The organism is Peribacillus sp. YIM B13472, from assembly GCF_042788005.1.
Lineage (GTDB): Bacteria > Bacillota > Bacilli > Bacillales > DSM-1321 > Peribacillus > Peribacillus simplex_E.
Genome location: NZ_JBHZPG010000037.1, coordinates 1 through 24912, shown reverse-complemented (window position 1 = coordinate 24912; position 24912 = coordinate 1). Strand labels below are relative to the sequence as shown.

Annotated in this window: 29 protein-coding genes; 9 read left to right on the top strand and 20 right to left on the bottom strand. The window is 41.3% G+C overall.

The features are described from left to right. The first annotated feature begins 135 nt into the window (after positions 1-135). Positions 136-537 (top strand): SET domain-containing protein, encoded by a 402-nt coding sequence (locus ACFX4I_RS21940; protein WP_192206858.1) that lies wholly within the window; start codon positions 136-138, stop codon positions 535-537. A gap of 198 nt (positions 538-735) precedes the next feature. On the opposite strand, the gene ACFX4I_RS21935 is transcribed toward ACFX4I_RS21940, so the two are convergent. Both ACFX4I_RS21935 and nagZ read right to left on the bottom strand, forming a co-directional pair. Then, entirely contained in the window at positions 736-924 is a 189-nt protein-coding gene (locus tag ACFX4I_RS21935; protein WP_252278885.1) for a hypothetical protein, read from the bottom strand. A 90-nt stretch (positions 925-1014) separates the two neighbouring features. Further along, complete coding sequence (gene nagZ, locus ACFX4I_RS21930; protein WP_377422983.1) at positions 1015-2250, bottom strand: beta-N-acetylhexosaminidase; 1236 nt, start codon at positions 2248-2250, stop codon at positions 1015-1017. 181 nt (positions 2251-2431) lie between these two features. Here nagZ and ACFX4I_RS21925 point away from each other — a divergent pair, with 181 nt between their 5' ends. Continuing rightward, positions 2432-2785 (top strand): hypothetical protein, encoded by a 354-nt coding sequence (locus ACFX4I_RS21925; protein ID WP_377422980.1) that lies wholly within the window; start codon positions 2432-2434, stop codon positions 2783-2785. 63 nt (positions 2786-2848) lie between these two features. Here ACFX4I_RS21925 and ACFX4I_RS21920 read toward each other — a convergent pair whose 3' ends face one another. After that, positions 2849-3631, bottom strand: a complete 783-nt coding sequence (locus ACFX4I_RS21920) for a TrmB family transcriptional regulator (RefSeq protein ID WP_377422977.1) — start codon at positions 3629-3631, stop codon at positions 2849-2851. Between the two features lie 216 nt (positions 3632-3847). Between ACFX4I_RS21920 and ACFX4I_RS21915 the strand changes: the two genes are divergently transcribed. Then, positions 3848-4618 (top strand): sulfite exporter TauE/SafE family protein, encoded by a 771-nt coding sequence (locus ACFX4I_RS21915; RefSeq protein ID WP_192206862.1) that lies wholly within the window; start codon positions 3848-3850, stop codon positions 4616-4618. 108 nt (positions 4619-4726) lie between these two features. Further along, complete coding sequence (locus ACFX4I_RS21910; RefSeq protein ID WP_377422975.1) at positions 4727-5665, top strand: oxidoreductase; 939 nt, start codon at positions 4727-4729, stop codon at positions 5663-5665. 78 nt (positions 5666-5743) lie between these two features. Here the strand turns inward: ACFX4I_RS21910 and ACFX4I_RS21905 are convergent, their stop codons facing one another. After that, positions 5744-6184 carry a peptidylprolyl isomerase gene (locus tag ACFX4I_RS21905; protein WP_063234129.1) on the bottom strand — a complete coding sequence of 147 codons (441 nt, stop codon included), beginning with the start codon at positions 6182-6184 and terminating at the stop codon, positions 5744-5746. Between the two features lie 162 nt (positions 6185-6346). Between ACFX4I_RS21905 and ACFX4I_RS21900 the strand changes: the two genes are divergently transcribed. Further along, positions 6347-7339 (top strand): NADPH:quinone oxidoreductase family protein, encoded by a 993-nt coding sequence (locus ACFX4I_RS21900; protein ID WP_377422972.1) that lies wholly within the window; start codon positions 6347-6349, stop codon positions 7337-7339. Between the two features lie 37 nt (positions 7340-7376). Here the strand turns inward: ACFX4I_RS21900 and ACFX4I_RS21895 are convergent, their stop codons facing one another. From ACFX4I_RS21895 to ACFX4I_RS21885, 3 genes are all read right to left on the bottom strand, one after another. Continuing rightward, the gene (locus ACFX4I_RS21895; RefSeq protein WP_377422969.1) at positions 7377-8843 is read right to left on the bottom strand and encodes a PAS domain-containing sensor histidine kinase; all 1467 of its coding nucleotides are present in this window, start codon (positions 8841-8843) and stop codon (positions 7377-7379) included. 149 nt (positions 8844-8992) lie between these two features. Then, positions 8993-9421, bottom strand: coding sequence for a cell wall hydrolase (locus ACFX4I_RS21890; RefSeq protein ID WP_377422967.1), 429 nt, complete (start codon positions 9419-9421; stop codon positions 8993-8995). 221 nt (positions 9422-9642) lie between these two features. Beyond that, the gene (locus tag ACFX4I_RS21885) at positions 9643-9912 is read right to left on the bottom strand and encodes a DUF1292 domain-containing protein (protein WP_034310405.1); all 270 of its coding nucleotides are present in this window, start codon (positions 9910-9912) and stop codon (positions 9643-9645) included. A gap of 322 nt (positions 9913-10234) precedes the next feature. Here ACFX4I_RS21885 and ACFX4I_RS21880 point away from each other — a divergent pair, with 322 nt between their 5' ends. Continuing rightward, positions 10235-10621 (top strand): VOC family protein, encoded by a 387-nt coding sequence (locus ACFX4I_RS21880; protein WP_230303582.1) that lies wholly within the window; start codon positions 10235-10237, stop codon positions 10619-10621. A 197-nt stretch (positions 10622-10818) separates the two neighbouring features. Here the strand turns inward: ACFX4I_RS21880 and rpsN are convergent, their stop codons facing one another. From rpsN to purT, 10 genes are all read right to left on the bottom strand, one after another. After that, positions 10819-11088: a 30S ribosomal protein S14 gene (gene rpsN / locus ACFX4I_RS21875; RefSeq protein WP_144478004.1), complete on the bottom strand. Its 270-nt coding sequence runs from the start codon at positions 11086-11088 to the stop codon at positions 10819-10821. 36 nt (positions 11089-11124) lie between these two features. Further along, positions 11125-12294 (bottom strand): hypothetical protein, encoded by a 1170-nt coding sequence (locus ACFX4I_RS21870; protein WP_377422964.1) that lies wholly within the window; start codon positions 12292-12294, stop codon positions 11125-11127. 66 nt (positions 12295-12360) lie between these two features. Next, positions 12361-12510, bottom strand: coding sequence for a 50S ribosomal protein L33 (gene rpmG, locus ACFX4I_RS21865; protein ID WP_053348792.1), 150 nt, complete (start codon positions 12508-12510; stop codon positions 12361-12363). A gap of 22 nt (positions 12511-12532) precedes the next feature. Next, entirely contained in the window at positions 12533-13726 is a 1194-nt protein-coding gene (locus ACFX4I_RS21860; RefSeq protein ID WP_377422962.1) for a GTP-binding protein, read from the bottom strand. Between the two features lie 414 nt (positions 13727-14140). Next, positions 14141-14311 (bottom strand): hypothetical protein, encoded by a 171-nt coding sequence (locus ACFX4I_RS21855; protein WP_181762212.1) that lies wholly within the window; start codon positions 14309-14311, stop codon positions 14141-14143. A gap of 156 nt (positions 14312-14467) precedes the next feature. Continuing rightward, entirely contained in the window at positions 14468-14848 is a 381-nt protein-coding gene (locus ACFX4I_RS21850; protein WP_170946990.1) for a nucleotide excision repair endonuclease, read from the bottom strand. Between the two features lie 205 nt (positions 14849-15053). Further along, positions 15054-15206, bottom strand: coding sequence for a YpzG family protein (locus ACFX4I_RS21845; RefSeq protein ID WP_072272311.1), 153 nt, complete (start codon positions 15204-15206; stop codon positions 15054-15056). A 103-nt stretch (positions 15207-15309) separates the two neighbouring features. Beyond that, positions 15310-15957: a DUF4352 domain-containing protein gene (locus ACFX4I_RS21840; RefSeq protein ID WP_377422960.1), complete on the bottom strand. Its 648-nt coding sequence runs from the start codon at positions 15955-15957 to the stop codon at positions 15310-15312. 22 nt (positions 15958-15979) lie between these two features. After that, on the bottom strand, positions 15980-17347 hold the full coding sequence (locus tag ACFX4I_RS21835) for an alkaline phosphatase (RefSeq protein ID WP_283932312.1): 1368 nt from the start codon (positions 17345-17347) through the stop codon (positions 15980-15982). A gap of 665 nt (positions 17348-18012) precedes the next feature. Further along, entirely contained in the window at positions 18013-19170 is a 1158-nt protein-coding gene (purT, locus tag ACFX4I_RS21830; protein ID WP_309519699.1) for a phosphoribosylglycinamide formyltransferase 2, read from the bottom strand. A gap of 272 nt (positions 19171-19442) precedes the next feature. Between purT and ACFX4I_RS21825 the strand changes: the two genes are divergently transcribed. Further along, positions 19443-19769 carry a hypothetical protein gene (locus ACFX4I_RS21825; protein ID WP_377422958.1) on the top strand — a complete coding sequence of 109 codons (327 nt, stop codon included), beginning with the start codon at positions 19443-19445 and terminating at the stop codon, positions 19767-19769. Between the two features lie 149 nt (positions 19770-19918). After that, entirely contained in the window at positions 19919-20086 is a 168-nt protein-coding gene (locus tag ACFX4I_RS21820; RefSeq protein WP_377422956.1) for a hypothetical protein, read from the top strand. A 120-nt stretch (positions 20087-20206) separates the two neighbouring features. On the opposite strand, the gene ACFX4I_RS21815 is transcribed toward ACFX4I_RS21820, so the two are convergent. The 3 genes from ACFX4I_RS21815 to katA form a co-directional block, all read right to left on the bottom strand. Further along, positions 20207-21400 (bottom strand): M14 family metallopeptidase, encoded by a 1194-nt coding sequence (locus ACFX4I_RS21815; RefSeq protein WP_377422953.1) that lies wholly within the window; start codon positions 21398-21400, stop codon positions 20207-20209. Between the two features lie 37 nt (positions 21401-21437). Then, a complete protein-coding gene (locus tag ACFX4I_RS21810; RefSeq protein WP_377422951.1) occupies positions 21438-21629 on the bottom strand; it encodes a hypothetical protein in 192 nt (63 codons plus the stop codon). Positions 21630-21831: 202 nt separating this feature from the next. Beyond that, positions 21832-23286 (bottom strand): catalase KatA, encoded by a 1455-nt coding sequence (katA, locus tag ACFX4I_RS21805; protein ID WP_283932317.1) that lies wholly within the window; start codon positions 23284-23286, stop codon positions 21832-21834. 614 nt (positions 23287-23900) lie between these two features. On the opposite strand from katA, the gene ACFX4I_RS21800 reads away from it, so the two are divergent. Then, the gene (locus tag ACFX4I_RS21800; protein ID WP_377422949.1) at positions 23901-24791 is read left to right on the top strand and encodes a TetR/AcrR family transcriptional regulator; all 891 of its coding nucleotides are present in this window, start codon (positions 23901-23903) and stop codon (positions 24789-24791) included. Positions 24792-24912 lie beyond the last annotated feature (121 nt).

Here is a 24912-nt window from a genome sequence, read left to right as displayed (position 1 = left end):
GATAGAACCTCAATAAAAAACAATCGTGCCGTTTGCTAAAATTGATTAATTCCGTAAAATAGTTGCTTTTCTTCTTATTAACTGTCAAGCTTAGATAATCTGGACTATATTGAATAGAACAAGTAGGTGACGAACATGATTGAAGTTAAAACTTCCACACTAAGTGATGGTGAGTTCAATAGAGGCGTATTCGCAACACGAGACATTAAAAAAGGTGAGCTTTTGCATGAGGCACCTGTCATTGCTTATCCGAACGAGGAGCATGTTTTCATAGAGAAGACATTGCTGGCTGATTATGCGTTTGAATATGGAATTAACCATACTGCCATGCTTTTAGGTTATGGCATGCTGTTTAATCATTCTTATACACCCAACGCTACGTATGACATAAACTTCAAGAATCATACGTTTGATTTCTTTGCTTACACCGACATAAAAGCAGGAGAAGAAATCCTGATTAATTATAATGGTGAAGTCGATAATGAGGACCCTCTTTGGTTCAATAAAGAAGATGACGGTGAAGATGAAGCTGAATGATCATTGACCATTCATGAAAGCACTTGTACTTTTGAAAAACCTTTCCAAGGTCTTCGAAAGAAACGGGTGCTTTTCCTTTTTCCTTTTACCGGCTTGATGAGTTCACTGCTGGATTTTAATCGTTTTAATTGTTCACCAAGAGGATATTAAGCAATTAAAAAAGCCCCATTAAATAGTTCTTAATGGGGTTATTCCACCTTAACGTACGGATGGGTTACTTGATTTTGTTTTGGTCATTGATTGGAATTGGCTCTTAACCTTATCAATGGTTTCCGGTGTGGCTAGGGACCTTATTTGACTCATCGTTTTTTCACGGGTTTTCTTATTCCGCATTAAAAATGCGGCTGCTCCTATCAGGACGGTTCCAAGCATTTTGTTTGATGGCATGTTAGTTTCCTCCTTCAAGTTAGTCATATATAGTATTCCCTCTATCAACTGATTTAAACAAAAGCATCTTTTGAGAGAGTGGTTTCGCTTTTATTCATCATCGCCCAGGCTTTCGATATACTTTATGCTTTCGGGATTTTTCACCACTTTTTCAGCTTGTTCCGGGTCAGCTTTCGATTGCTTCATATTGTAAAGTTTATATGTCAGCACTCTTTTCACTGACTCGTTAATTCTATCCATTGGAACTTCCCCTGCTTTCACTGCTTGCAGTAATCCGTTATATACTTCAATCTCATGGGAATATTCATGACAGACAAGTAATAAATCAGCTCCTGCAAGGATTGCCTGCTTCCCCATCTCTTCATAGGAGTAATACTTGTTCACAGCACCCATTTCCAAATCGTCGGTAACGACCAGTCCTTCATATTTGAGTTTCCCCCGAAGCAGGTCTTCTATGATGATTTTAGAAAGGCTTGCTGGTTTTTCTTTATCATAGGCTGGATATTTAATGTGGGTCACCATCACGAAAAACTTTTGGTTATCCATTTCACTTATGATTTGCTTGAAAGGATAAATATCCGAATTTTCCAAATCAAGTTGGTTTGCCTCCACGGAGGATGTTTCGACATGCGGATCGATTTCGCTGCGTCCGTTTCCAGGAAAGTGCTTCAATGCACCAGTTATCGATACATCGTTCAAGCCTTGAATGGCTTTCTTTCCGTATTGATAGACCTTTTCGGGATCTTTCCCAAATGAACGTTTATCCGTTTGCGATAGATCTAGTACAGGGGCGAAATTAATGTTAATCCCCATGGATCCAAGTTCTGTTCCATTCAATTTGGCCACCTTGTACACGTCTTCAATAGAGGCATTTTCCCCAAGATCCTGTTGCGCAGGGAGTGGTGATACCCTTTCCTTCATCCTGATGATGTCCCCGCCTTCCTGATCGATGGCCACCATCAATGGAAGCGAATGTGTACTTTGATTGGCCGTTTGCTGAAGCGAATTGGATAACCTAGCCACTTGTTTAGGTGATTTCATATTGCGGTCAAAATAAATGACGCCTCCTATATGTTTTTGTTCGATAAGCTCCGTAATTTCATTGCCCTTTTCAGTTCCCTTGAAACCGACCATCATAAGCTGTCCGATTTTTTCTTCAAGCGTCATTTTTTTCAGCAATTTTTCTATTTTCTCATGACTATCCGCATCGGCGTCTTTCCCTTTTTCCTCTCTGGAGTTCACATCGATATTCAATTGAATGAACAATATTGAAAAAGCGAGGATTGCGATGAAAAGCAGGCCCATATAAATTTTTTTATTCTTCATGCTTTGACCTTCATTGACATTTTCTCTGTCCTTCCTTGATTGCCTTTTTTGATTTCGTTGCACACTTCTTAATCATGTTCATAAAGTGACATTTCTATATCATCAGTGCGTATTTTTTTGCATAAAGCATTAACCACGTACCATACTACAAACATAGCCTAATAAAAAGGAGATGCCCCCCATGAACGGAATGTTGAAGAATCTTGCCGTCACCTTCAGTCATGCAGTCGATTATGCAAAAGAAAAAATAACAGCCATTACAGGAACAACCCCTGTTACGATAGCGGAATTGAGTGAGCACATCATCAATCAGCCTGAAACAAAACTAATCAGGAAAAACCTTTTAGGGATACCTTTTTCTTTTTATCATTTACAAAAAGAAGACGTTACGTACTATTTGGAAATCAAAAGCTCACAGGTTCTCCAGTTGGATGTTCAAGCGCATAATCATCCGATTGTGTCTTACAGGTCTTATCGAGATAAATCCAGCTTGCCCACAGCCATCAGACTTCCTAAAACCCTTTTATCCGAATGATTCTGGTACAAAAATAAAAAAGCTGATATTCCCTGCAAGGGGGTTATCAGCTTTTTTCAAATCTTATAGGGAGAAAAACCTGTCTCTTTCACTTGAAATCCATTTCTCGGTATCTTCTTCATCCTTTTTAACCAAGCGGTTAACGAGGATATCATGCCAAATGTAATTTTCGAGAAAATTGATATGAATGGGATCATCTGTGTAAAACGCCGTTTCTCTCATTTCCGGAGAAGGGCCGTAAATCGTCTCCTTGCCATCGATGGATAAGATGAACCATTTGTTTTCTCCGATATTTTCCACATAGCTTGTTTTGCGATGTATATCTATACCTGATAATGGATTTTCAACCTGAAATGCAATCCCCTTGAGAGTGCAATGCGCAGCAATCCCTTTTAGCTCTTGTTCAAGTTTTCCATACATCTCGTCCCATAAGGAAACCACCACCCTTTTCTCGGCTTTTTGAATCAAAGTACGGCAAAAGGAAAGGATGTGCCCTTCACCCTTAAGCGTCATTACACGATTGTCGGACATCGGTTCGATTTTCTCGAATTGTTTCAGTGTATGGCTGATGGATTGATAGGTATCGTTCCATTTTGATTGAACCGATTCCAGAAACACATCGACTGGTAGCGGTGAATATTGTATCGAGTCATTGATTTCCTCTTTTAAGACGATTCCTTCTTCTTGCAGTCCATTTAATATTTCATAGATGCGGGCCCTGGGAATTCCTGATTCCTTGCTTACTTGATAGGCACTGGTTGGACCTTGACGAACCAAAGAAACATAAGCCTTTGCTTCATATTGACTAAACCCGAGAGACTGTAGTTTTTGAATGATATCTTGCATAGTACCTCCTAGTGCTTTTAGTAAGTTATATGCCTATCATACCAAATCTCTTATCGAAATCTATTCGATTGCAAAAGGTATGACTCATAATGTTCTTATTTACAGAACGGTTTTTATTAGTTACTATTTAAATAGTGACTAAATGAAAAACTTGGGTTATGGCTTCGGCAAAACAAGCATTTCAGCCATAATGCCATTGATACGGGGGCTTCTTGGATGGAAGATATACAAATTTCAACACTCTTGCTGCTGATGTTTTTCGGATTTTTGGCAGCATTCATTGATTCTGTGGTAGGCGGCGGGGGCCTGATTTCCATACCCGCTTTATTATTTTCAGGACTTCCCCCTTCTCAAGCTATCGCAACGAATAAGTTAGCAAGTTCCATGGGGTCTTTAACAAGTACCATTGCCTTCATTCGCTCAGGTAAGGTTGATTTCCGATTGGTCTCCAAACTTTTCCCACTGATTTTCATAGGTTCCCTGCTAGGCGCTTGGGTTGTTAATTTCGTCTCGCCTGAATTATTAAAGCCCATGATCTTGGTCCTATTAATAGCTATTGCCATTTATACCTTTTTTAAAAAGGACTGGGGACAGAAATCGACTTACCATAAACTCACATGGCAAAAGGCTGCACTATTTGCGTTCGCTATATTTGCCATTGGTTTTTATGATGGGTTTTTGGGCGCTGGAACGGGATCTTTCATTCTGTTTGCCTTTTTAATGATTGGCTTTGATTTTTTGCACTCTGCAGGGAATGCAAAATTTTTGAACTTCGGAAGCAATCTGGCAGCACTGATCATGTTCATATTCCTTGATACCGTCAACTTTTCCTACGGAATACCGATGGGGATCTCCATGATAGCAGGTGCATTGGCCGGATCTAAATTCGCCATTAAGAAGGGAGTGGCATATGTAAGGGTATTATTTATCATAGTGACCGTCATTCTGATCTTGAAAAATATAATGGATTATTTAATGGGCGGCTAATTTTTTTAAAAAAATAGCATACAGCATTATGTTCCCGCCACAGAATGTGACATATAGGAATTATTTGGGTATATGATAGGTATAGACTGTGTGGGAAGGTGTGATTGGATGATTGAAAAGTGGAATGGCGAAGAAATGGCAGATGTATCGGGGCAAACCATTGTGATTACTGGTGCAAATAGTGGAATTGGCTTCGAAACGGCTTTTGCACTGGCCGGTAAGGGGGCAGAGATCATCCTTGCAGTCCGGAATGCTTCAAAGGGTGAAAAGGCAGTCGATAGAATCTTATCGGTCCATCCTAAGGCAAATGTACACGTGATGCAGCTGGATTTAAGTGATTTAAGCAGCATTCGGCATTTTGCTGATTCCTTTCAGGAAAACTATGACTCTCTATCCGTCCTCATCAATAACGCAGGTGTGATGATTCCGCCATACAGTAAGACGAAAGATGGTTTCGAGCTGCAATTCGGCAGCAATCATCTCGGCCATTTTGCTTTGACAGGCCTCCTTCTTCCGCGTATCCTTTCTACGCCAAAATCGCGTGTGATCACATTGAGCAGCTTGGCCGCCATCAATGGATTTATAGACTTCGAAAACCTAAATGGTGAAAATGGTTATAAAGCAATGAAATACTATGGGCAAAGCAAGCTGGCCAATCTGCTCTTCGCCCGCGAATTACAGAATAAATTCACCCAGCATGATGCAAACCCGATGAGCATAGCCTGTCATCCGGGCCTTTCCCATACTAATCTCATGTCTCGCGGATCTGGCAAACCCATAAATAGATTCGTGCATTTTCTTTCGAAAACCATCACCCAGCCGGCGAGTATGGGAGCATTGCCTACCCTTTATGCCGCAACGGAACCAACATTAACAGGCGGGGAGTATATCGGACCCGATGGAAAGAAGAGCAGAAAAGGCTTTCCGAGAAAAGACGATATCATCGATTCCTTATATAATGAAGAAATTTCGAAAAGATTATGGGATATTTCAGAAACCTTGACAGAGGTCAAATATCGTTTCACTGAAAGCATGACGCCAAAATGACTCTATCATTCCCCTGTTTTCGCTCATGAACAGTGCAAAAAGAAAGAGGGAGCATAATGCCCCCTCTTTTCGCTTTCATCATTCAGCGTCAAAAACTTCTACTTTTTCCATTTTATCGCCATTTTTCATAGCTTTGGCTGTTTCAAGTCCAGATGTCACTTTACCGAATACTGTGTGAACACCGTTAAGATGCGGTTGTGGTTCGTGCACGATAAAGAATTGGCTTGAGCCTGTATCTTTTCCGGCATGTGCCATCGATAGGCTTCCTGCCTCATGTTTGTGAGGGTTGCCTTCTGTTTCACATTTGATTTGCTTGCCGCTTCCGCCTGCACCTGTACCTGTTGGATCTCCGCCTTGGCTTACGAAACCAGGGATGACACGGTGAAAGACTACACCATTATAAAAGCCTGTGTTTGCTAAGTTTTCGAAGTTAGCCACTGTGTTAGGTGCTTCGTTCGGGAAAAGGTCGAATTCGATCTTTTCTCCATTTGCCATAAGTATGTATCCTTTTTTAGCCATGTAAAACATCTCCTTTAATATGAACTGAATCAAATCTAATAGTACCATTTTTAGAAGCAGAAAGAAAAGCAAGCGCTACTTATTTCGAATTGTATCATTATACATTCCTATATTTTTTCTTTTATAATGGGATAGATTCATTATTAAAAGGGGGAAAGAACCATGATACAGCAATTTGAAGCATTAGTAGTGAACAAGCAAGATGATCAATTCACCGTTAACATTCAGCAACTATCACTTGATGATCTACCTCAAGGCGAAGTGCTCATCCGTGTTCATTATTCCGGTGTGAACTATAAAGATAGCCTTGCAGCAATTCCAAATGGAAACATTGTCAGCAGCTATCCGATCGTTCCGGGAATAGACATGGCCGGTGTTGTCGTTTCATCTGAGGATTCCCGCTTTAAAGAAGGAGACGAAGTCATTGCGACCTCCTACGGGATTGGCGTTTCCCAATCAGGGGGCTATAGTCAATTTGCCCGCGTTCCTGCAGAGTGGATCGTCCCGCTTCCTGATGGCCTTACAATGAAAGAGGCGATGATCATCGGAACGGCCGGTTTCACTGCAGCCTTATCGGTTCTAAGGCTGGAAGAAAACAACATCACCCCTGAGCAAGGGAGCGTTCTCGTCACTGGTGCAACTGGCGGGGTCGGCAGTTTCGCAGTCTCGATCCTTTCCAAACTTGGCTATTCCGTTGAGGCGAGTACAGGAAAAGATTCGGAACATGGATACTTGAAGAAAATCGGCGCGGCGACCATTGTATCGCGTGAAGATGTTTATGATGGCAAGCTGCGGGCACTGGGCAAACAGAAGTGGAGCGGGGCGGTAGATCCCGTCGGCGGTGAACCGTTAGCTTCAGTCCTTAGCCAAATCAAGTATGGCGGAGCTGTGGCGGTCAGTGGATTGACAGCTGGTACAAGCCTTCCTGCCACCGTCTTTCCATTCATCCTAAGAGGGGTTAATCTGCTTGGGATCGATTCGGTCAATTGCCCGATGGATACAAGATTGAAAGTTTGGCATCGCCTTGCCACCGACTTTAAACTCGAGCAATTAGAACAGCTCATTCAACAGGAAATTTCACTTGAAGAATTGCCTGACGTCCTTCCTACCCTATTAAAAGGGGAAGCAAGAGGCAGGACGATCGTTAAGCTATAAACCAAAAAAGTGACGAGAGCATGGCTTCTCGTCACTTTCATTGTGAACTTTCATTGATGGGAAGACTGATATCTACAATCGTCCCTTCTCCCACTTCGCTGCTGAAATGAATTTCCCCATTATGCTCATGGATGATTTTAGTACTGACCATGAGCCCAAACCCCGTTCCTTTTTCAGAGGTGCTATAAAAAGGCTGCCCTAGATGCTCCATGCGCTCATTTGAGATTCCGCAGCCTGAATCAATGAATCGGATCATTGCAGAGTCTCCTCCATGGTGTAATTGTATATGAAGTTTGCCGCCATTCGGCATGGCTTCTATCGCATTATTGACGACATTCGTGAATACTTGTTTTAACTGATTCGGTTCGCCAAAGACAGATGCCGAATCCGTATTATATTCCTTGATGATTTCAACATCATTCAAAATCGCTTGTAACTCGGCTAACGTAATCACACTATCCAATATATTGTTAAGCTGGATGTATTCACAAACCTTCGCTTCAGGCTCTGCTAAACTTAAAAATTCATTGGCCAGGGTTTCGATTTTTTCAACTTCACTGACCGTCATTTCAAGATAGTCCTTTTGCTCAGGATTTTCCCTTAATAATTGTAAAAATCCTTTGACCGTAGTTAATGGATTTCTTAATTCGTGCGCGATGCCCGCAGCCATCTGTCCTACCGCTGATAACATATTGGATTTACAGAGCAGCTCATCGGTCTTTTTACGCTCCGTAATATCCCTGCAGAATACCTGTATGGCCGGTTGACCTTTATAAATAATCGGAAGACCGAGTGTTTCTCCATAAAATACTTGTCCGTCAAGTCGAATGAACTTTTGTTCCAGTAAACCAACCGCCTGATGATCATCCCTCATGATATCGATTCTTCTTTGTACACTTTCCCGGGACTCCAGGTGAACGAACTGAAAAACCGATTTACCGATAATATCTTCCACACTATCCATCCCAAGCATTTTTGCCCCCATGGGATTCATATACTCGATGATCCCATTGCGATGTACAAAAATCGCTTCAGGTGATACCTCCACTAAACTGCGGTACCTTTGCTCACTTTCCTTCAAGGCAGCTTCAGCAAGTTTTTGATTCGTGATATCCCGATAAACGAAAACCAGAGCGCACGGCTCATTTTCATCATCCCGAATATTGAACAGGGAGATGCTTACATCGATTAACTGACCATCCTTCCTTAACCTGACCGTTTCAAAGCCTTTCTTTTGTACCCCTGCCTTAATCTGGTCATGCAATTCATTGACTGATTCCTTCAAGAAATCAGGAATAATAGGAAACGGCATGCCAATGAGTTCATCATTCGTCCAACCGAAAAACTCTTCAAAAGCTGCATTCACTTGAAGGGTCTTTCCTTCCAGATCAACAATGGAAATGGCGTCCGGGTTGTTCTCCATGAAAGACTTAAATTTCTCGGTATTATCCTCCGGTTGTACTCCCATTTGCCCTTGTCCATAATTAATAAGCCTTTTACTCATCAATTTTTTATTCCTTTCTTATCCGGAAATTTACAGACTCAATTTTACAGTATCAGTAAATCATTTGCCAGTTTTATCATATGAATTTTCCTAGTTAAATACTGATGATGCACTAAGAGGCCAAACCTCCATAAGGTTCAGCCTCCTCCTTAAAATGTATTATAAATGTTCGGACATTCTGTACCTGTTGGTTCATAAAAGCAATGAAGCTTGAAACGCCCAACCAGGGGCTGATTATACCAGGTTTCCGGACAATCTCCCGGTGGCCTGAAGTACCATAGGCTATATTTCGAGGGCCATAGCCTTTCACCACTTACGCTCCGGCGCGCAAGCCTTTTTTCCCTATCCCTTGCCCGCTGATAAAAATACCCCTTCTGTACAGCTTCAAAGGCATGCTCCTGATAAATCATTTCTGGAATCGTCCTCAACCCTTTGAAATCGGAACAATTCGACCTAATCCGATTGACCCCCACATTACCGATCATCAACATGCCTTGATCACCTTCACCCTCGCCTTCCGCCCTAAGCAATCTTGCCAATAAGGCAATATCGGCATCAGTGTGCTTAACAACGGCCATCCCATCACCTCCACTTTTTTATCCTATGCCTTGGAGATGGAAAAATACTCCGGTTATTAACAAAATCTTCATATATAGTACACGTCCTATCAATAATATAACCTTATACTTAAGTAAGGCTGGATAGCACGCGTGGCTATCATGGTATTTGGCGAAGGCGGGGCCGATACTTTCTTTATACATAAAAAAAGGCGACACACAATGTGCCGTCTTTTATCTTGTCATTCTTTCGCTTCAAATGCCGCTTCAAACGCCAATGATACCTTTTCGAACTCTTCATCCGATTCGATATCGAGCAGTTCACCTTCGCCTTCGACCCTGAAAAAGAAAATATCGATATCTTCATCTGTATCCTCTTCAATATCTTCAAGCAAACCTACTGCTACATATTCCGTTCCTTCTACATCCAATGATCCTAAAACCTCAACTTCATGGCCTTCATCGCTGTCATCGGTAAGGGTGAAAACTTCACCTTCACGAATTTTTCCCATACTACCTCTCCTTTCATATCCATTAATAATGGAGTTGTTTCAATAGTATATCGACTATTCCATTTAGAAACAAATTTTTGCCCTGGAAAATGCTGAATGCCATTTTTTCCAAGAATAGAATCTATCAAAAATAATTATGGAAGAAAACTATTATCCCATAAGTCATTTGACATTTTTTATTATTTACCAATACTTTCCTTCCGTTAACATCATTTAAAAAATTATCTGAAAACGGCTATAAAAATGTAATTTAATTCCGAATAATCTTATATATACTAATAGTAGCATTTTGCATCTGGATATAATGAAGGAGGAAGATTTCTTGGCTGTGAAAAGGGTCGATCACATTGGCGTCGTTGTAAAAGATATTGAAAAATCCATCGCCTTTTATCAAGATGTGCTGGATTTAAAATTAAAAGCACGCATGACCCATACTAATGGGGTAATCGAACTGGCATTCCTGGGTTATCAAGAGTCGGACGAAACAGAAATAGAATTGATTCAGGGATATAGCGACACACTGCCATCCGAAGCAACGATCCATCATTTTGCCATTACCGTGGATGATATCGAAGAAGAATATGCCCGGATCAAAAGCTTGGATAACACTGAGCTGATTGATGAAGAGATAGTCACCCTTCCAAATGGTTATCGCTATTTCTACGTATATGGACCGGAAAAAGAGTGGATTGAATTTTTCCAAAGGTAAAAAGCAGAGTCTTAGAGACCTCTGCTTTTTTAACGTTCACTCTACAAGCCGCTTCGTCAATGGTCAACAAGGTTTACAGATAAAAACCCTTTCTTTACCAGGAGCCCTTGTTCAACATAGGCCTCTTTTTTGTATGAATGATTTCCATAAAAAAGGAATGAAAGAAAGACTATTAAATCACCTTTCATCTCCCCGCTTCACCAGCTTGACTTTTTGACACCCGGCAGTTGCCCTTTATGAGCAAGCTCCCTAAAAACGATACGTGACATGTTGAATTTGCGCATATATCCACGGGGCCGCCCCGTTACTCCACAACGATTGTGGACCCTTGTCGGCGAGGAATCACGAGGGAGTTTGGCCAATGCGGCATAATCCCCTTTCTCCTTCAATTCCTTTCTAAGTTCTGCATACTTTTCGACCATTGCCAGCTGTTTTTCCGCTTTTATCACCTTGGATTTTTTCGCCATTTATATTCTCCTTTTTAAGATCTTTTTTTATAGATTCTATAAACTATTCACAATTCGTTCCGCTGCCTGTCTTGCTCCGGATATATTCCTGGATATCGGTCCCATTTCAAGTTCAGCCAATGCTCCCGTGACATATAAACCAGGTCCCCACTGCAACGACTGCGATACAATCGGATAACCACATTCAGCAAAGCGTAAATCATGCGACCGGATGACTGGCTTTAGCCAATCCTTCCCTGGCATTAATGACTTAAAGCCGGTCGCTAAAAGGATCGTCCCTGTTTGTTGAATGACCTTTTCGTTTTTATCCTTGAGACTGATATGCCCGTCCCTCCACACAGCGCTTATCACTTCAACATCCATCACACGCAATAATCCCTGTTTAACCTGATTCATCAGCGCTTTATGTAAGTCAGGTGGGATGGATCCCTTATTACGGCCCTGGATAATGGTCTCGCGTCTTTTTTGATAGCAGGATATAGCACGGAAAGGACGCTGTTTTTTCGGCCCCAACCAACCAGGATCACTGTCGAAATCATGAATTCTAAAATGATGCCGCTTTAGAACCGTTACATCATGGGGATAGATCTTACTCAGCTTTAAAGCGAGATGGACAGAAGAAATGCCACCCCCAATGATCGTGATGGGTCCTTGTAAATGTGTCAGCTCCGGAATATTTTCATCGAATATATGGTAAATGGAACCCTCATGCTCTTGTTTTAATTGATGTGCCCAATCAGGCCAATAAGGCTGTTCACCAATACCAATTGAAATCACAAGTTTTTGCCCTATAAGCCGTCGCTTGTTTTGCAATTGGATTTCCCAGCCCTGTCCCGTTTTGCAGGCAGAGGTGACTTCCCCTTGCACCCATGCCTGCTTAATGGATAAATCATCAGCCAAGTGAACACAATGTTCATTGAAGGATTTTAGGGATGGCCGCTTATATTGACCGTAAAAGTTAGTGTTCCAGTCTGCCTTTTCCACATATTTCTGAAGGCTGAATGGATTCACATCCAGATGGTGTACGGATGGAGAACGTAAATAGGGCATTGAAATGACTTCCGTACAATGCTTCCATCTTGCCAATGGTTCTTCATTTCTATCAACAATCGCCATCTGGTCCACTGTCGTTTTTCCTGACTTAAGTAAAAATGCAGCCATCGTCATACCTTGGATGCCTCCGCCAATAATGATCCATTTCAACATGAACTTCCCTCCTTTTACATCCATTCTCCTCAATAAAACATAATCATTACGATTTAAACCTCAAAATTACTTCGTTTCACGGTGAAGCGTGTGTTTCTTTAATCGCGGGCAGTACTTTTTCAATTCGATCCTGTCCGGGTTATTCCGCTTGTTTTTCGTCGTGATATAATTTCGGTCCCCTGTTTCTGTGCATGCTAAAGTAATGTTTACTCTCATTTTTGTTTCCTCCTAAAGTTTTTTAATGAACGATTTCCGTAAATGCAGGCAATCGATCTTCATACAGAGACCAATCCTGCTGCATCTCGATTTCCGTCAATAAGCATTGATCTAATTCAGTTTCGATTTCCTGTTGATTCATTTGAATGCCAATCATCACCAGCTCCGTCATCCTGTCACCGTATATTGCATTCCACCGTTCCAATAATTCAGGTGCTTCCTTTAAAATTTGGCGCTGTTCTTCCTCAGGGTATGCTGCGATCCATTTACCTGCTGCTTGTAAAGTTAATGACGGTCCTGCCTGCGATAGCAAGCCTGCCGTATCATTTCTCGATGCCAGCCAAAGGAAGCCCTTTGCCCTCACCACTTGTACAGGCCAGTTTTCTAACCACTCCATCAGCCTCTCAGGATGAAAGGGTATTTTCCTTCTGTAAACAAAGGAAGAAATCCCGTACTCCAGAGTCTCCGGAATATGCTCTTCATTCAATTCCTTTATCCAGCCGGCTCCTTGGCTCGCCTCTTCAAAATCAAATAAATGTGTATTCAATACATAATTTAGCGGCACCTTGGAATGGTTTGTTTCGATGATCCTCGCATCCGCATTCATTTTTTGAAGAACCGCTTTCAATTCCTCAACGGCTTCAGCATCCATTAGATCGATTTTATTCAACAGGATGACATTGGCGAACTCTATCTGATCTATTAATAGATCGACCACTTCCCTGCCATCCGCAGCATCAGTTGCCTGCATCCTGTCAATAAGTGTTTCCCCGGAAGTGAAGTCTTGCCAAAAGTTATACCCATCAACAACGGTGACCATCGTATCAAGCCGGCAATATTCCGCTAAATCAATTCCCATGCTTTCATCAACATAGGAGAAGGTTTGGGCTACAGGTACCGGTTCGCTTATCCCAGTCGATTCAATCACGATGTAGTCAATGTCCCCCTGTTTCGCCAATTTCTCCACTTCAATCATTAAATCCTCACGAAGCGTACAGCAAATGCAGCCATTCTGCATTTCCACCAGTTTTTCATCCGTCCTGGTAAACCCTCCCTGTTTGACCAGAGATGCATCAATATTGACTTCACTCATATCATTAACGATGACGGCAACCTTCAGATCATTCCGATTTTCAAGAATATGATTCAAAAGCGTCGTCTTTCCCGCACCAAGGTAGCCACTCAATACCGTAACCGGAATTTTCTTCATCTCCATCGCTTCCCACTCCTTTACCTGATATCTTCACATAAATCAAAATCATTACGATTTAAATATCGAAGCCATCACTCATGTAAAAACACCTTTAATAATAAAACGTAATCATTACTATTTGCAAGTTTTTTTCGAAATTCCCCCCGAATACTTTTCCTATCAGATTTAATCACGATTGCTCCAATACTGCTGCAGGGGCAGTCACGGATAAATGAAAGGTGCTGACATTCTTCATGAAACTTAAAACAAAAATTAAATGGAAGCCCAATCACACATAACATCAGTGCAATGAACCTCCATTGAGTTATCATTTAATGTACTTTTGACAAGCTGCTGATCATCAGCAACGTTTCATTTTCCAATCCATTTTTCTTTTTCATTGTTGCAAATCGAGAAAAAAATTATTGGTCACTATGCTTATTCCGCCATTTCCCACCCTGAAGATTTTACTGTCTTTTGTTCAAAAGTTTCAATTTCTCTCTGTTTCGCCAGTTTAGAAGCTTGTGACACGGACCACGTTAAATTCCCAAAAGCAATCACTGTCCCGATCGAGATAACTAACACCTTTTTACAAAGTATTTTCTTCAATAGCTTCCTCCTGAGAATGTATTGGAATACTCTAAATATAAACCAACATTGTTAACCTATCATGTAGCAGCTGTAAATGTACGGAATTTTTTTAAAACTTAAGTTTGCACACAAAAAAGCTGAGTGCATATGCAGTCAGCTTTTCATTGGTACTTCTTATTTATAAAACACTTTGTCGACGTTGTATTTAGCATGAAGCTTATTGATCATGTACGTTTCATAGATTTCACGTTCCATAGCGTCTTCGACTAAAAGAATGTCAATTTTCTTGACTTCATTACGATGCTCTTTAATCGGAGAAACATTATCCTCGAAATGCTTCTTGACCCTTGGTCTTAATTTACGGGCTTTACCGACAAAAATCAGTTCATCATTCTCATTGTAAAACAAGATGATGCCGCCTTTATCACGGGGAATCAAATGAAAATCGATAAACCCGTAAATTTCAGGAATGACAGCTTCGTCTCCTTCTATAACTTGCTTTCTTTGTTTGATGCTTATATCCGCTGCAGGGATTTCAATTTTTATCATTACAATTCACGTCCTCTATTTGTATAAAGTGAAACTTTCAATCGGAATCGAAACTCCGGTTTCACGCCAAGCTCATCACTTCAATCTTAAAGGTAAATGGTATCATAATTATGAATGAAAAGCCATGTATGCCTTGATCGTTTAGATGATTCTGGATTAAATACAAAGAAGAAGACTCGCTGGGAGCCTCCTTCTTTGTCGGAAATATCCGTTACCACCTGTGAGCCTTTGCATTGCTTCTTAGTATAATGTTTGTTTGTGATTCTTGCGTGTGGCCATTAACTTGAGATTTTGAACGCTTAGGTCTTGTCCAATTATGGTGAAACTTTTGAGAATGTGGATCTAATTGATCTTTATAGCTCATTCTGTGTCACCTCATCATTAGGATTTGGATATTCCGTTCAGTGATAGAAATCCCCATCACTTGTTCTAGTATTTTATATTTCCAAGGCATTTATACATATTCTTTAAAAAGCGAATTCAGCTGACTTGCCTTTTGCAAGGACTTCCCCTTCTTCATCCACCGCATCACTTGTCATGACGGATATGCCCAATATGTTCCCATCATTTAGAATGAAACCAATATTTCCGCTTTTTGAACCGTTTCCTTCTATTTCACCAGCAAGTTCTTCTAAGTAGATATCATCTTCCCATGTCAGATGTTCTCCTCTGTCCGTTTCAAGGAAAGCAACTGGGGAAAAATTGATTTTTTTATCCGTATTGTTTTTGATTTCCACGTTCATTTTTACGATATCGAAATCTTCATCATGCGTATAGCCGTGGAAGAAATCAATCATGCTGTAATCCGGAGTGGCATGCATCACTTTCATTTCTTTGACTTTAACCTCGATCGGGCCAACATTCAATGTTTCATTCACTTTTTTATAGGCCTTCAAAGTTAATTCGCCTTTTGCATCGGAAACGTTCTGACCGATCTGGTTCAATTTTATATCATCAGGAAGCTGTGGATTCGGAACATAGACATCCTTTTTTACCAGTGGTCGTGCAATTTCCTCTGTTTTTTCTTTAGCTGTCGTTTCTTCTTTGTAAGCTGGTTGGGTATTAAGAGCACCAAATGCCGTTAATAACAGGGCACCAATCATCAGTCTTTTCATTGAATCCCTCCCTGAAGTGTTTTTACTTCTTTAATAGATCAAAGATGATTTTGGCATGATCCGTGTTATCGACCTGTCCTGCAAAACGTTCTTTATATGGTCCATATGCGTAGACCGGAACATCTTCACCTGTATGTCCCCCGGTAGTCCATGCAGTGTTGGTCCGATTGTCGAATATGGCTTCGATGGCATTATCGACGTTCGTCACATTTTTTGATTTGGCAGCTTCTGTTACCGTTTTGATTTCACCGTCAGTTAGCTTCACTTCATTTTGATTAATATATTGTTTTAGCGTCTTTTCAACATCGGCCCCTTTGACGATGGCATCCGCCATGAAGTCAGGGGTGCGTTTGGCTGCCTTGATCGGTTCACCATACCAGTTATATATTCCTTTTGCCCCAATCGAGAATCCTCCTGTAGAGTGATCCGCAGTAGCTACCACTAAGGTATGTTTGTCTTTCTTCGCAAATTCCATGGCCGCTTTGTATGCTTTTTCAAAGTCTTCCATTTCACTCATTGCACCTACGATATCATTATCATGTCCGGCCCAATCGACCTGGCTTCCCTCGACCATAAGGAAGAATCCATCTTTGTCTTTATTCAAGCGCTGGATCGCCGAACTTGTCATATCTGACAATGATGGCGTTTCACTTGGGCGGTCAATCATTTTCGGAAGTCCTTCAGAAGCGAATAAACCAAGGACCTGTTCATTTTTGTCCTTAAGCATTTGATTTTTATCAGTCACATAACTGTAACCGTCTTTTTCGAAGGCTTTCGCCAAATTGACATCAGGCCGGACAAAATTGGACTTCCCGCCGCCCAATAGGACGTCAATTTTATGTTTGCCCTTGATTAAGTCATTATAATAATCGTCTGCGATTGAATTCATGTTTTTCCGATTTTCATCATGGGCGCCAAAAGATGCAGGTGTAGCATGAGTGATTTCTGAAGTGGCAACCAATCCCGTCGCTTTTCCTTTTTCCTTTGCTGCTTCCAATACGGTTTTGACTTCAGATTTATCGTTATCCACTGCAATCGCAGCGTTATAAGTCTTCACTCCGGAGGACATTGCCGTTGCGGCTGAAGCTGAATCCGTTATATTTTGTGCAGAGTCTTCTGGGTAAGTCATCTGCTGGCCAACCAGGTATTTATCAAACTCTGTCCGTTCTGCCACCTTCGTACCAGGGTTATCTTTTAAATATCGGTAAGCGGAGGTATAGGAAACACCCATGCCGTCACCGATCAGGAAAATCACGTTCTTGATTTCCGGTTCTTTTTTTGTCTTATCCTTTGCCGAAACACGATCCGCAGCGGACCATGATAAACCTCCAAATGCTAATGCAGAAGCCAGTGTGATGGGCAATACCTTTTTACTCCATGTGCGATTCAAATGAATAGCCTCCCTTTAATGTTTTCTATTTAATTAAACTATAGGTGAAGAAGATGAACTCAATGTCAAGGCTATGTAAAAATGCAGCAGGATAATTGTTAAGACAAGGTAAAGGAGACATGTCACGGAATTGCATGCCACTTTTATGAGGGTTGTTGGTTATTGGAGAAAAATCACCAGTAGTGGGACCATTTTACAGGGGTTGGAAAAGTGAAAAGAATTAGTTAAAAACCAGCGTCAGTAAGTGACCTTTTCATTCAATGTCTTCAAATCAGGGTGATTTGTCAGGAATTTGAAAGTGCTAAAAAATTAATGGAGAAAAGAAAATAAAGCATCCTATCAGGATGCTTAAGAGTCAGACTGTATACAAATTCTATCCCTACAGTTTTTTCAGAAATTCGCTCCCTTTCCGCCAGCTGTCTGCCAAGCCTTATCAAAGCAAGAGCCTTTGCCTTTGGAGTCTCGGCTAGCCAGTTATTCGCCAGAAGTGTCACAAATTTCTTCAATTTAGTAGGAGTTTTATAAAACAGTAAAAAACCATGAAGTATAAACTAGTCTTAAACAGTTCGGGATGAGACCAGCCTACAGTTTTCCTTTTTAAAAAAACATTCCATTTGATTGGAACGGAAGTTACGAGACTCCTGCTTAGAAAAGCGAGTCCAATATTACTCCTCTACAACTAAACATTCCAAAGCACGGGACGCATTGACTCTCGCCAACTCGATTGAATCGGCAGACGACAGGGCGACTGCGACCCTTCTACCTGCCTTTGTAACAGGTTTTCCGAAAAGACGCACTTGTGTATTAGGTAAAGCCAAAGCCTGTTCAACACCGACTATAGAATATTCCGATAACTCATCCTGCGCTTTTAATGGACGGCTGGCACCTGGGCTGATCAGCTTGATTTCCGGGATGGGAAATCCTAGAATCGCCCGAATATGCAGGGCAAACTCCGACAAATTCTGAGTCACTAAAGTCACTAGCCCTGTATCATGAGGACGTGGGGAAACTTCACTGAAATAGACTTTATCCCCTGAAAGGAAAAGCTCCACCCCGAATAATCCGTACCCTCCAAGTTCATCCGTAATGGCATGGGCAATTCTTTTCGCTTCCATTATTTGCGCTTCTGTCATATTATGCGGCTGCCAGGATTCAATATAATCCCCGCCCTGCTGAATGTGACCGATGGGGGCACAAAACATGGTACCATTTATGGCCCGGACAGTAAGCAGCGTGATTTCCGAATCAAAACGGATAAATTCTTCAATGATCACCCGTCCATTTTGAACCCGGCCGCCTTCCATCGCGATCCTCCAGCAATCCTCCAGGTCACCTTCCGTGCGGCACACACTTTGCCCTTTACCTGAGGAACTCATCAGCGGTTTTACGACATTGGGAAATCCAACTTCCTTGGCAGCTTGGACAAATTCTTCATATGTATCGGCGAATTTGTAGGCTGCGGTCGGAATCTCCAGGGTTTCAGAAGCCAACCTCCTGATTCCTTCACGATCCATAGTTAATTTAGCCGCTCTTGCCGTCGGAATGACATGAAAGCCTTCCTCTTCCAATTTGATTAATTCAGATGTAGCGATGGCTTCGATTTCCGGTACAATCAAATCGGGTTGTTCTTTTTCCACAATTCCCCTTAGTTGTTCCGCATCCAGCATATCGATCACATAACTGCGATGAGCGACTTGCATGGCAGGTGCATGTTCATAGCGATCTACAGCAACGGTCTCCACACCAAGTCTCTGTGCTTCAATTATGACCTCTTTCCCCAATTCACCCGAGCCCAATAATAAAATCTTTTTCGATTTATACATTCAGTCTCTCCTCCTCCATATCCTCAAAATCATTATATACGAACTATAAATGAATAAACATAAATATTTATTCGCATTTTCCTTTATATTGCACCAGAAAAATTAAAAAAACTTATTTCATTTAAGTTTTTTTAAAAAAACACACTTGACAAATAGGAATAATATATTTTATGCTGGATTAAAATATCTAAGCTGACCAGTTCACTGGAGGCTCCCTATTCAACATGAGTAGGGAGCCTTTTCGTTTTTATCAATAAGGGAGGAAATACACTATGCAAAAGGAATCGGTAAGGCCCATTTTCCCCATTTTGACTGAGAAGAAAAATTGCCGCCTTGAGGATATGAAGTACATCAATCTGCCTGACAGATTATTCTTCGAATGGTGCCGGCAGCAATATGCCCTGAATAGAGGGGTTTACAATGCAATCGATAATTGGTTCTATCAAAATGGCATTGACCATATACTTTACCGAAGGATCAACCTTTTAGCCTTTTTGGAATTTGCTGCTTCCCCGGCACAAGCAGCCGGAAAGACAAAGTTCATTAAATTTGGCAGTGGCGGACTAACAAAAAAGTTGCAGGAGTTCATTGCAGATTAACCTGAATCTTATAGGGCCCTTATCAGTAATACGCCCATTCTCCTCCTAACTGGTAAGGGACACTTATGCGAATGTCGAAATTTGCATTACGATTATCTTTGAATATGTAAGCGCTTTCTATTATAATGAAATTAGGTTGGATGGCATGCGTGGCCGTCACAGTATTTGGCGTAGGTGGGGCCAATACTAGCGTTAAGGAAGTTAAACTTCTTACCGTAAAACTATTAGAATTCCTTTTGGTAAGGGCTGCACTATTACTGGGACATGGAGAATGTCCGTTAATTCAGGCTAAAGCGTGTCAATCATGCAATCGATAAGTAAAGCATGACTTTACTTATTTTTTGCAGCAGCTCTCACCGTTTCAAGTCTAATAGTTTATAAGACTAAAAAGCTCTTCCCCATGGTAACGGAGTTGAGCTTTTTCATTTGGTCAAAATTCACATATATAACCCTGCCAAGAAAATCCCAAGCGACTTCTGATAAATCTCATCGAACTGTGATATAGGGAGGGGATTCGTTCCTTTGCCCAGCTCCACGGTAAACCCCGGCCTGCGCCAATCCTGAATGAACCAATCCTTATACCCTGCGTAACTATCGGCGGATTTGACAGGCTCATATCCACTGACCCTCGCAAACTCATTGACTATCGTTTCCGACTCGGGCGGTTCCAAACCTTCAAACCCCCAATAAATGACCTCTCCTTGGGTATGGAACGCAAGGACTTTGCCAAAATCACGTTTTCTTGTCAACTCTGACATTGCAATGACTTCTGGCTGTGTAAGCGGCCCTTCCCCGGGATAATTTGCCGGACCTGGCTCCGTTACATTATTGCGTTCTTTTTCCAGTTCCCATTTGGCGGGAAATTGATCATTCAGATCCACCCCGTTAATATTTGCCTTCCAGCCAGAGAAGTCTTCGCTTCCATTATTCCATTCCACGAGCCGTCGCCTCAATGACTCATCTGCAGGCGGGCCTTTAAGAACCAACTCCACTCCGTCCGGATTCACCATTGGGACGATCGACAGCATTGTCTGTTGATAAAAGGGAAACAGAGATAGACCGCGGATGTCAGCCTGATTCGTGATTGCGAGTAAATAATCATTTAAAAAGGTCATGATCACAGGCGTCGTTATCCACTCATTTGCATGAAAGGAACCATTATAGTGAACTCGTTTGTTACCATTTCCAATCAGCACTTCGGGGATATCCCTTTCAAGCACCGAGTCTCCGATCGGGGAGGTTTTAATAAATGGATAGATCGTTTTCAAACGTCTTACATCGGTCATCATCGTCTCATAATCATATTCCCGGTTTCCTTGAATTAGCCTCCACGTAATCCTTAATGGCACAGAAATTGTCTGACCAACTTGCAGGGCATTCGGGTTAAGATTGGGATTAACCAAAAATAGGGCATCCAATGAAAGATTACGTGACCTGGCAATTGCCCATAACGAATCACCTTGTTTAATAGTATAACCGGTCGTCGTAAAGCCAGGAATTTTGATTTGTTGGCCAATCATAAGTGCAAGTGGATCAATCCCACTATTGGAATCCATGATAAGTTGGTAATTCACCTTGAATAATTGGCTATAATACCACAAGGAATCATTTTGCCGCACAAAAACGTCCATACTGCACCTCCTCTTACCAAATGTATGCTGATTCGATTTAATTATTGCTTTGACATTGTTCTGCTCCTGACTGAAATCTTCGAGCAATTTGCTTGTCATCAATGAAGAAAATGCCAAGCTCTTGTCCCTCCACATCCAACCTTTTAAGTGAGAGCAGGAACTTTTGTAAAATATATGGTTTCTGGTGAATTGGACTGCCTACTAATACCCGATTCTTTTTACTAGTCATAAATTCCACCCTTTACCGATAACTAAGTAACTGGCCCCCAATTAATCTGACAGCATGACGTCCTTACAAACCATTTATAACTATATATTCTTACCGAACTTGTCGGGTGTCATTTATATAATGGAGCCCAGCATAAAACAAAACAGGCATCCATTCATGAATGGATGCCTGTTTGCATTTACTAGATTGGGAGTCCCATATTTTACGCTTCTTGCGGTACAGGTAAACCTAAACCTTCGGCTATGCGCGTTCCGTATTCCGGGTCGGCTTTGTAAAAATGACCGATTTGACGAAGTTTGATTTCTTCCAATTCCACAGGTTTCATTGCGCCCACGATCGTGTCAACAAGGCGAGTCTTCTCTTCGGCACTTAATAGACGGTATAAGTCACCTGCTTGAGTGTAGTGATCATCACTATTATGCCCGACTTGTGCAGCTTGCCCAGTCACCTCGAAAGGAGTGGCTTTATTTTCCGTTGATTCGGCAGGGCCGCCAAAACTATTCGGCTCATAATAAACAGATCCCTTGCCATTGTCATCTGCACGCATGAAGCCATCACGCTGATAGTTGTTCGCTTCCACTTTCGGACGGTTAACCGGAAGCTGGTTGTGATTCGAGCCCACACGGTAACGGTGTGCATCTCCATATGCGAATAGACGTCCTTGAAGCATCTTGTCTGGGGAAGCTTCAATTCCCGGTACGAATGTTCCCGGTGAGAACGTGGCCTGTTCTACTTCAGCAAAGTAGTTTTCAGGATTTCTGTTCAATACCATACGGCCAAGCTCGATCAGCGGATAATCTTTTTGTGACCATACCTTCGTCACATCGAATGGATCGAAACGGTATGTATCCGCATCTTCCAGAGGCATGATCTGAACATATAATTTCCATGCAGGGAAGTCCCCTTTTTCAATCGCATTGAAAAGATCTTCCGTATGGTAATCAGGGTTTTCACCTGCTAATTTTGCAGCTAGATCCACATCCAGGTTTTTGATGCCCTGTTCTGTTTTGAAGTGGTATTTCACCCAAACGCCTTTTCCTTCAGCATTCACCCATTTAAATGTGTGGCTTCCGAAACCATGTGTATGACGAAGTGTAGCAGGAATGCCACGATCGGACATCAGGATCGTCACTTGGTGCAGAGATTCCGGTGAATGTGACCAGAAATCCCAAACTGCCGTAGGGTTTTTCAAATGTGTTCTAGGATCTCTTTTTTGTGTATGGATGAAGTCGGGGAATTTAATCGCATCGCGAATAAAGAATACAGGCGTATTATTACCGACGATATCGTAGTTTCCTTCTTCCGTGTAGAATTTAACAGCAAATCCACGCGGGTCACGGACTGTATCAGCAGAACCCAATTCACCTGCAACTGTGGAGAAACGGATAAAAAGATCTGTCTTCTTGCCCACACCATTGAAAAGTTTAGCTTTCGTGTAATGAGAAAGGTCGTTCGTTACTTCGAAAGTTCCGAATGCACCGGCACCCTTCGCATGAACTACACGTTCAGGCACACGTTCACGGTTGAAGTGGGCTAGTTTCTCCAATAAGTGTACATCCTGAATGAGTACCGGGCCGCGTTCGCCGGCAGTAATCGAGTTTTGATTATCTCCTACTGGCGCTCCCCAGCTTGTAGTAAGGTTTTTCTTATTCGACATAATTGAACCACCTTTTCATTAATATTTATGTATATAATGATAAAGCTTCTCAGAAAAAAATCAATACTTATTTATAATAATTTTAATATAATAATCACTTCATTATTTTTTCGTTGATGATATGACTTCACCCCTAACCATCTTATGGAGAATTCAAAATGTATAAACGTTGACGGAACAACTTATAGGCATAATAGAATTCCTAATAATGGTATACGACCCTCATAACCAATAATCCTTCATGACAAGTGACTTTTTCATTTCTCCTACCAATGGGATAGTAATCGAGAATGATAACGAATATTCATGGATACTTTGCGCTACTTTACCTATTTCCTTCTATTTATCTTATAACAAACCGAAGTGATCTCCTGTGACTTTATTCACTTCATCAGGCTTTATTTACATGACGAATAGAAGGGGACATAGAAACTGAATTTTTCATTGCTTTTGTGAGCCTTATCTTCAGCAGAACTCTTCATAAACGGACTGAAACAAAAGGCCTTCACCCTTATTTTGCTGGAGATATTGTAAACTTACTGGTTTGTGTTCGTATAGAAAATAAGATACTATTACGTTAAAATGACCGTCCAATAAGAGTAAGGGTGATATATATGAATGAGCGCAAACAATTGGTAGTTAAATATGCACACCAATTATTTATTGAAAAGGGTTATCAAGCAACTTCCATTCAGGATATTTTAGATTATAGCGGCATTTCAAAAGGAACATTTTATAACTATTTTTCTTCCAAAAGCGAATTGCTTAAGGCAGTCTTCCTGACTTCGCAAGAAAAGTTCGAAAAAGAGCGGAATGAATTGCTGATTGGGCAAAACCTTGCAGATATTGAAATATTCATCAAACAATCCGAATTACAAATGCACTCCAACAAAAGCAATAAAATCTTTTTCTTATATGAAGAAGTAATGATTTCAAATGATACCGAACTTAAGAACTTCATAACACATGCTAAATTCCAGCATATCCATTGGCTATCAAAACGGTTTCTGGACATTTTCGGTGCTGATAAAAAACCTTATATTTTGGACTGTGCCATTCTCTACTCGGGGATGATGCATCAAACGATTCATTTTAATGCCTTGGCTAAAGAGCCCGATTTCAACCCTACTGAAATTATCCGTTATTGTGTCGATAGGATTAAATCAATTTTCGAAGATGTCAGCACGTCAAAAGCACAGCTTTTGGAACCCGACCTCATCAAGCAATGGCTGCCTGAGTGCTTCCATACCCAGCAGGATTTTCACACAGCACTCCTGCACTCTGCAAATGACCTAAAAAAGATGATCTTGAGGCTATGCCAAGATGATGAAGCGGAACGGGTCAAAAACTTAAAATTGATTCACTTTATCCAAGAGGAATTATTACAAAACGCTGAACCGCGAATCTATCTCATCGAAAGTGCCCTGCTTTCCTTAAACACGAATCCAAAATTGAAAAACACATTGGAATTAAGTGAATTCGAAAAGATCATTGCCAACAACTAAATAGAACCTAATGGGTCCCATTTTGCAGACAAAAGGGGGTTCTTTCGGCGGAAAGGGAGCGGATTTCTGAAATCAACTGGACCTTTTTAAATGAAAAGACTGTAGCCGAACCATGTTTTTA

Coding starts and splice junctions, on each gene's coding strand:
- ACFX4I_RS21940 (WP_192206858.1), top strand. CDS start 136: ATGATTGAAGTTAAAACTTCCACACTAAGTGATGGTGAGTTCAATAGA.
- ACFX4I_RS21935 (WP_252278885.1), bottom strand. CDS start 924: ATGCCATCAAACAAAATGCTTGGAACCGTCCTGATAGGAGCAGCCGCA.
- nagZ (WP_377422983.1), bottom strand. CDS start 2,250: ATGAAGAATAAAAAAATTTATATGGGCCTGCTTTTCATCGCAATCCTC.
- ACFX4I_RS21925 (WP_377422980.1), top strand. CDS start 2,432: ATGAACGGAATGTTGAAGAATCTTGCCGTCACCTTCAGTCATGCAGTC.
- ACFX4I_RS21920 (WP_377422977.1), bottom strand. CDS start 3,631: ATGCAAGATATCATTCAAAAACTACAGTCTCTCGGGTTTAGTCAATAT.
- ACFX4I_RS21915 (WP_192206862.1), top strand. CDS start 3,848: ATGGAAGATATACAAATTTCAACACTCTTGCTGCTGATGTTTTTCGGA.
- ACFX4I_RS21910 (WP_377422975.1), top strand. CDS start 4,727: ATGATTGAAAAGTGGAATGGCGAAGAAATGGCAGATGTATCGGGGCAA.
- ACFX4I_RS21905 (WP_063234129.1), bottom strand. CDS start 6,184: ATGGCTAAAAAAGGATACATACTTATGGCAAATGGAGAAAAGATCGAA.
- ACFX4I_RS21900 (WP_377422972.1), top strand. CDS start 6,347: ATGATACAGCAATTTGAAGCATTAGTAGTGAACAAGCAAGATGATCAA.
- ACFX4I_RS21895 (WP_377422969.1), bottom strand. CDS start 8,843: ATGAGTAAAAGGCTTATTAATTATGGACAAGGGCAAATGGGAGTACAA.
- ACFX4I_RS21890 (WP_377422967.1), bottom strand. CDS start 9,421: ATGGCCGTTGTTAAGCACACTGATGCCGATATTGCCTTATTGGCAAGA.
- ACFX4I_RS21885 (WP_034310405.1), bottom strand. CDS start 9,912: ATGGGAAAAATTCGTGAAGGTGAAGTTTTCACCCTTACCGATGACAGC.
- rpsN (WP_144478004.1), bottom strand. CDS start 11,088: ATGGCGAAAAAATCCAAGGTGATAAAAGCGGAAAAACAGCTGGCAATG.
- ACFX4I_RS21870 (WP_377422964.1), bottom strand. CDS start 12,294: ATGTTGAAATGGATCATTATTGGCGGAGGCATCCAAGGTATGACGATG.
- rpmG (WP_053348792.1), bottom strand. CDS start 12,510: ATGAGAGTAAACATTACTTTAGCATGCACAGAAACAGGGGACCGAAAT.
- ACFX4I_RS21860 (WP_377422962.1), bottom strand. CDS start 13,726: ATGGAGATGAAGAAAATTCCGGTTACGGTATTGAGTGGCTACCTTGGT.
- ACFX4I_RS21845 (WP_072272311.1), bottom strand. CDS start 15,206: ATGAGCTATAAAGATCAATTAGATCCACATTCTCAAAAGTTTCACCAT.
- ACFX4I_RS21840 (WP_377422960.1), bottom strand. CDS start 15,957: ATGAAAAGACTGATGATTGGTGCCCTGTTATTAACGGCATTTGGTGCT.
- purT (WP_309519699.1), bottom strand. CDS start 19,170: ATGTATAAATCGAAAAAGATTTTATTATTGGGCTCGGGTGAATTGGGG.
- ACFX4I_RS21825 (WP_377422958.1), top strand. CDS start 19,443: ATGCAAAAGGAATCGGTAAGGCCCATTTTCCCCATTTTGACTGAGAAG.
- ACFX4I_RS21815 (WP_377422953.1), bottom strand. CDS start 21,400: ATGGACGTTTTTGTGCGGCAAAATGATTCCTTGTGGTATTATAGCCAA.
- ACFX4I_RS21810 (WP_377422951.1), bottom strand. CDS start 21,629: ATGACTAGTAAAAAGAATCGGGTATTAGTAGGCAGTCCAATTCACCAG.
- katA (WP_283932317.1), bottom strand. CDS start 23,286: ATGTCGAATAAGAAAAACCTTACTACAAGCTGGGGAGCGCCAGTAGGA.
- ACFX4I_RS21800 (WP_377422949.1), top strand. CDS start 23,901: ATGAATGAGCGCAAACAATTGGTAGTTAAATATGCACACCAATTATTT.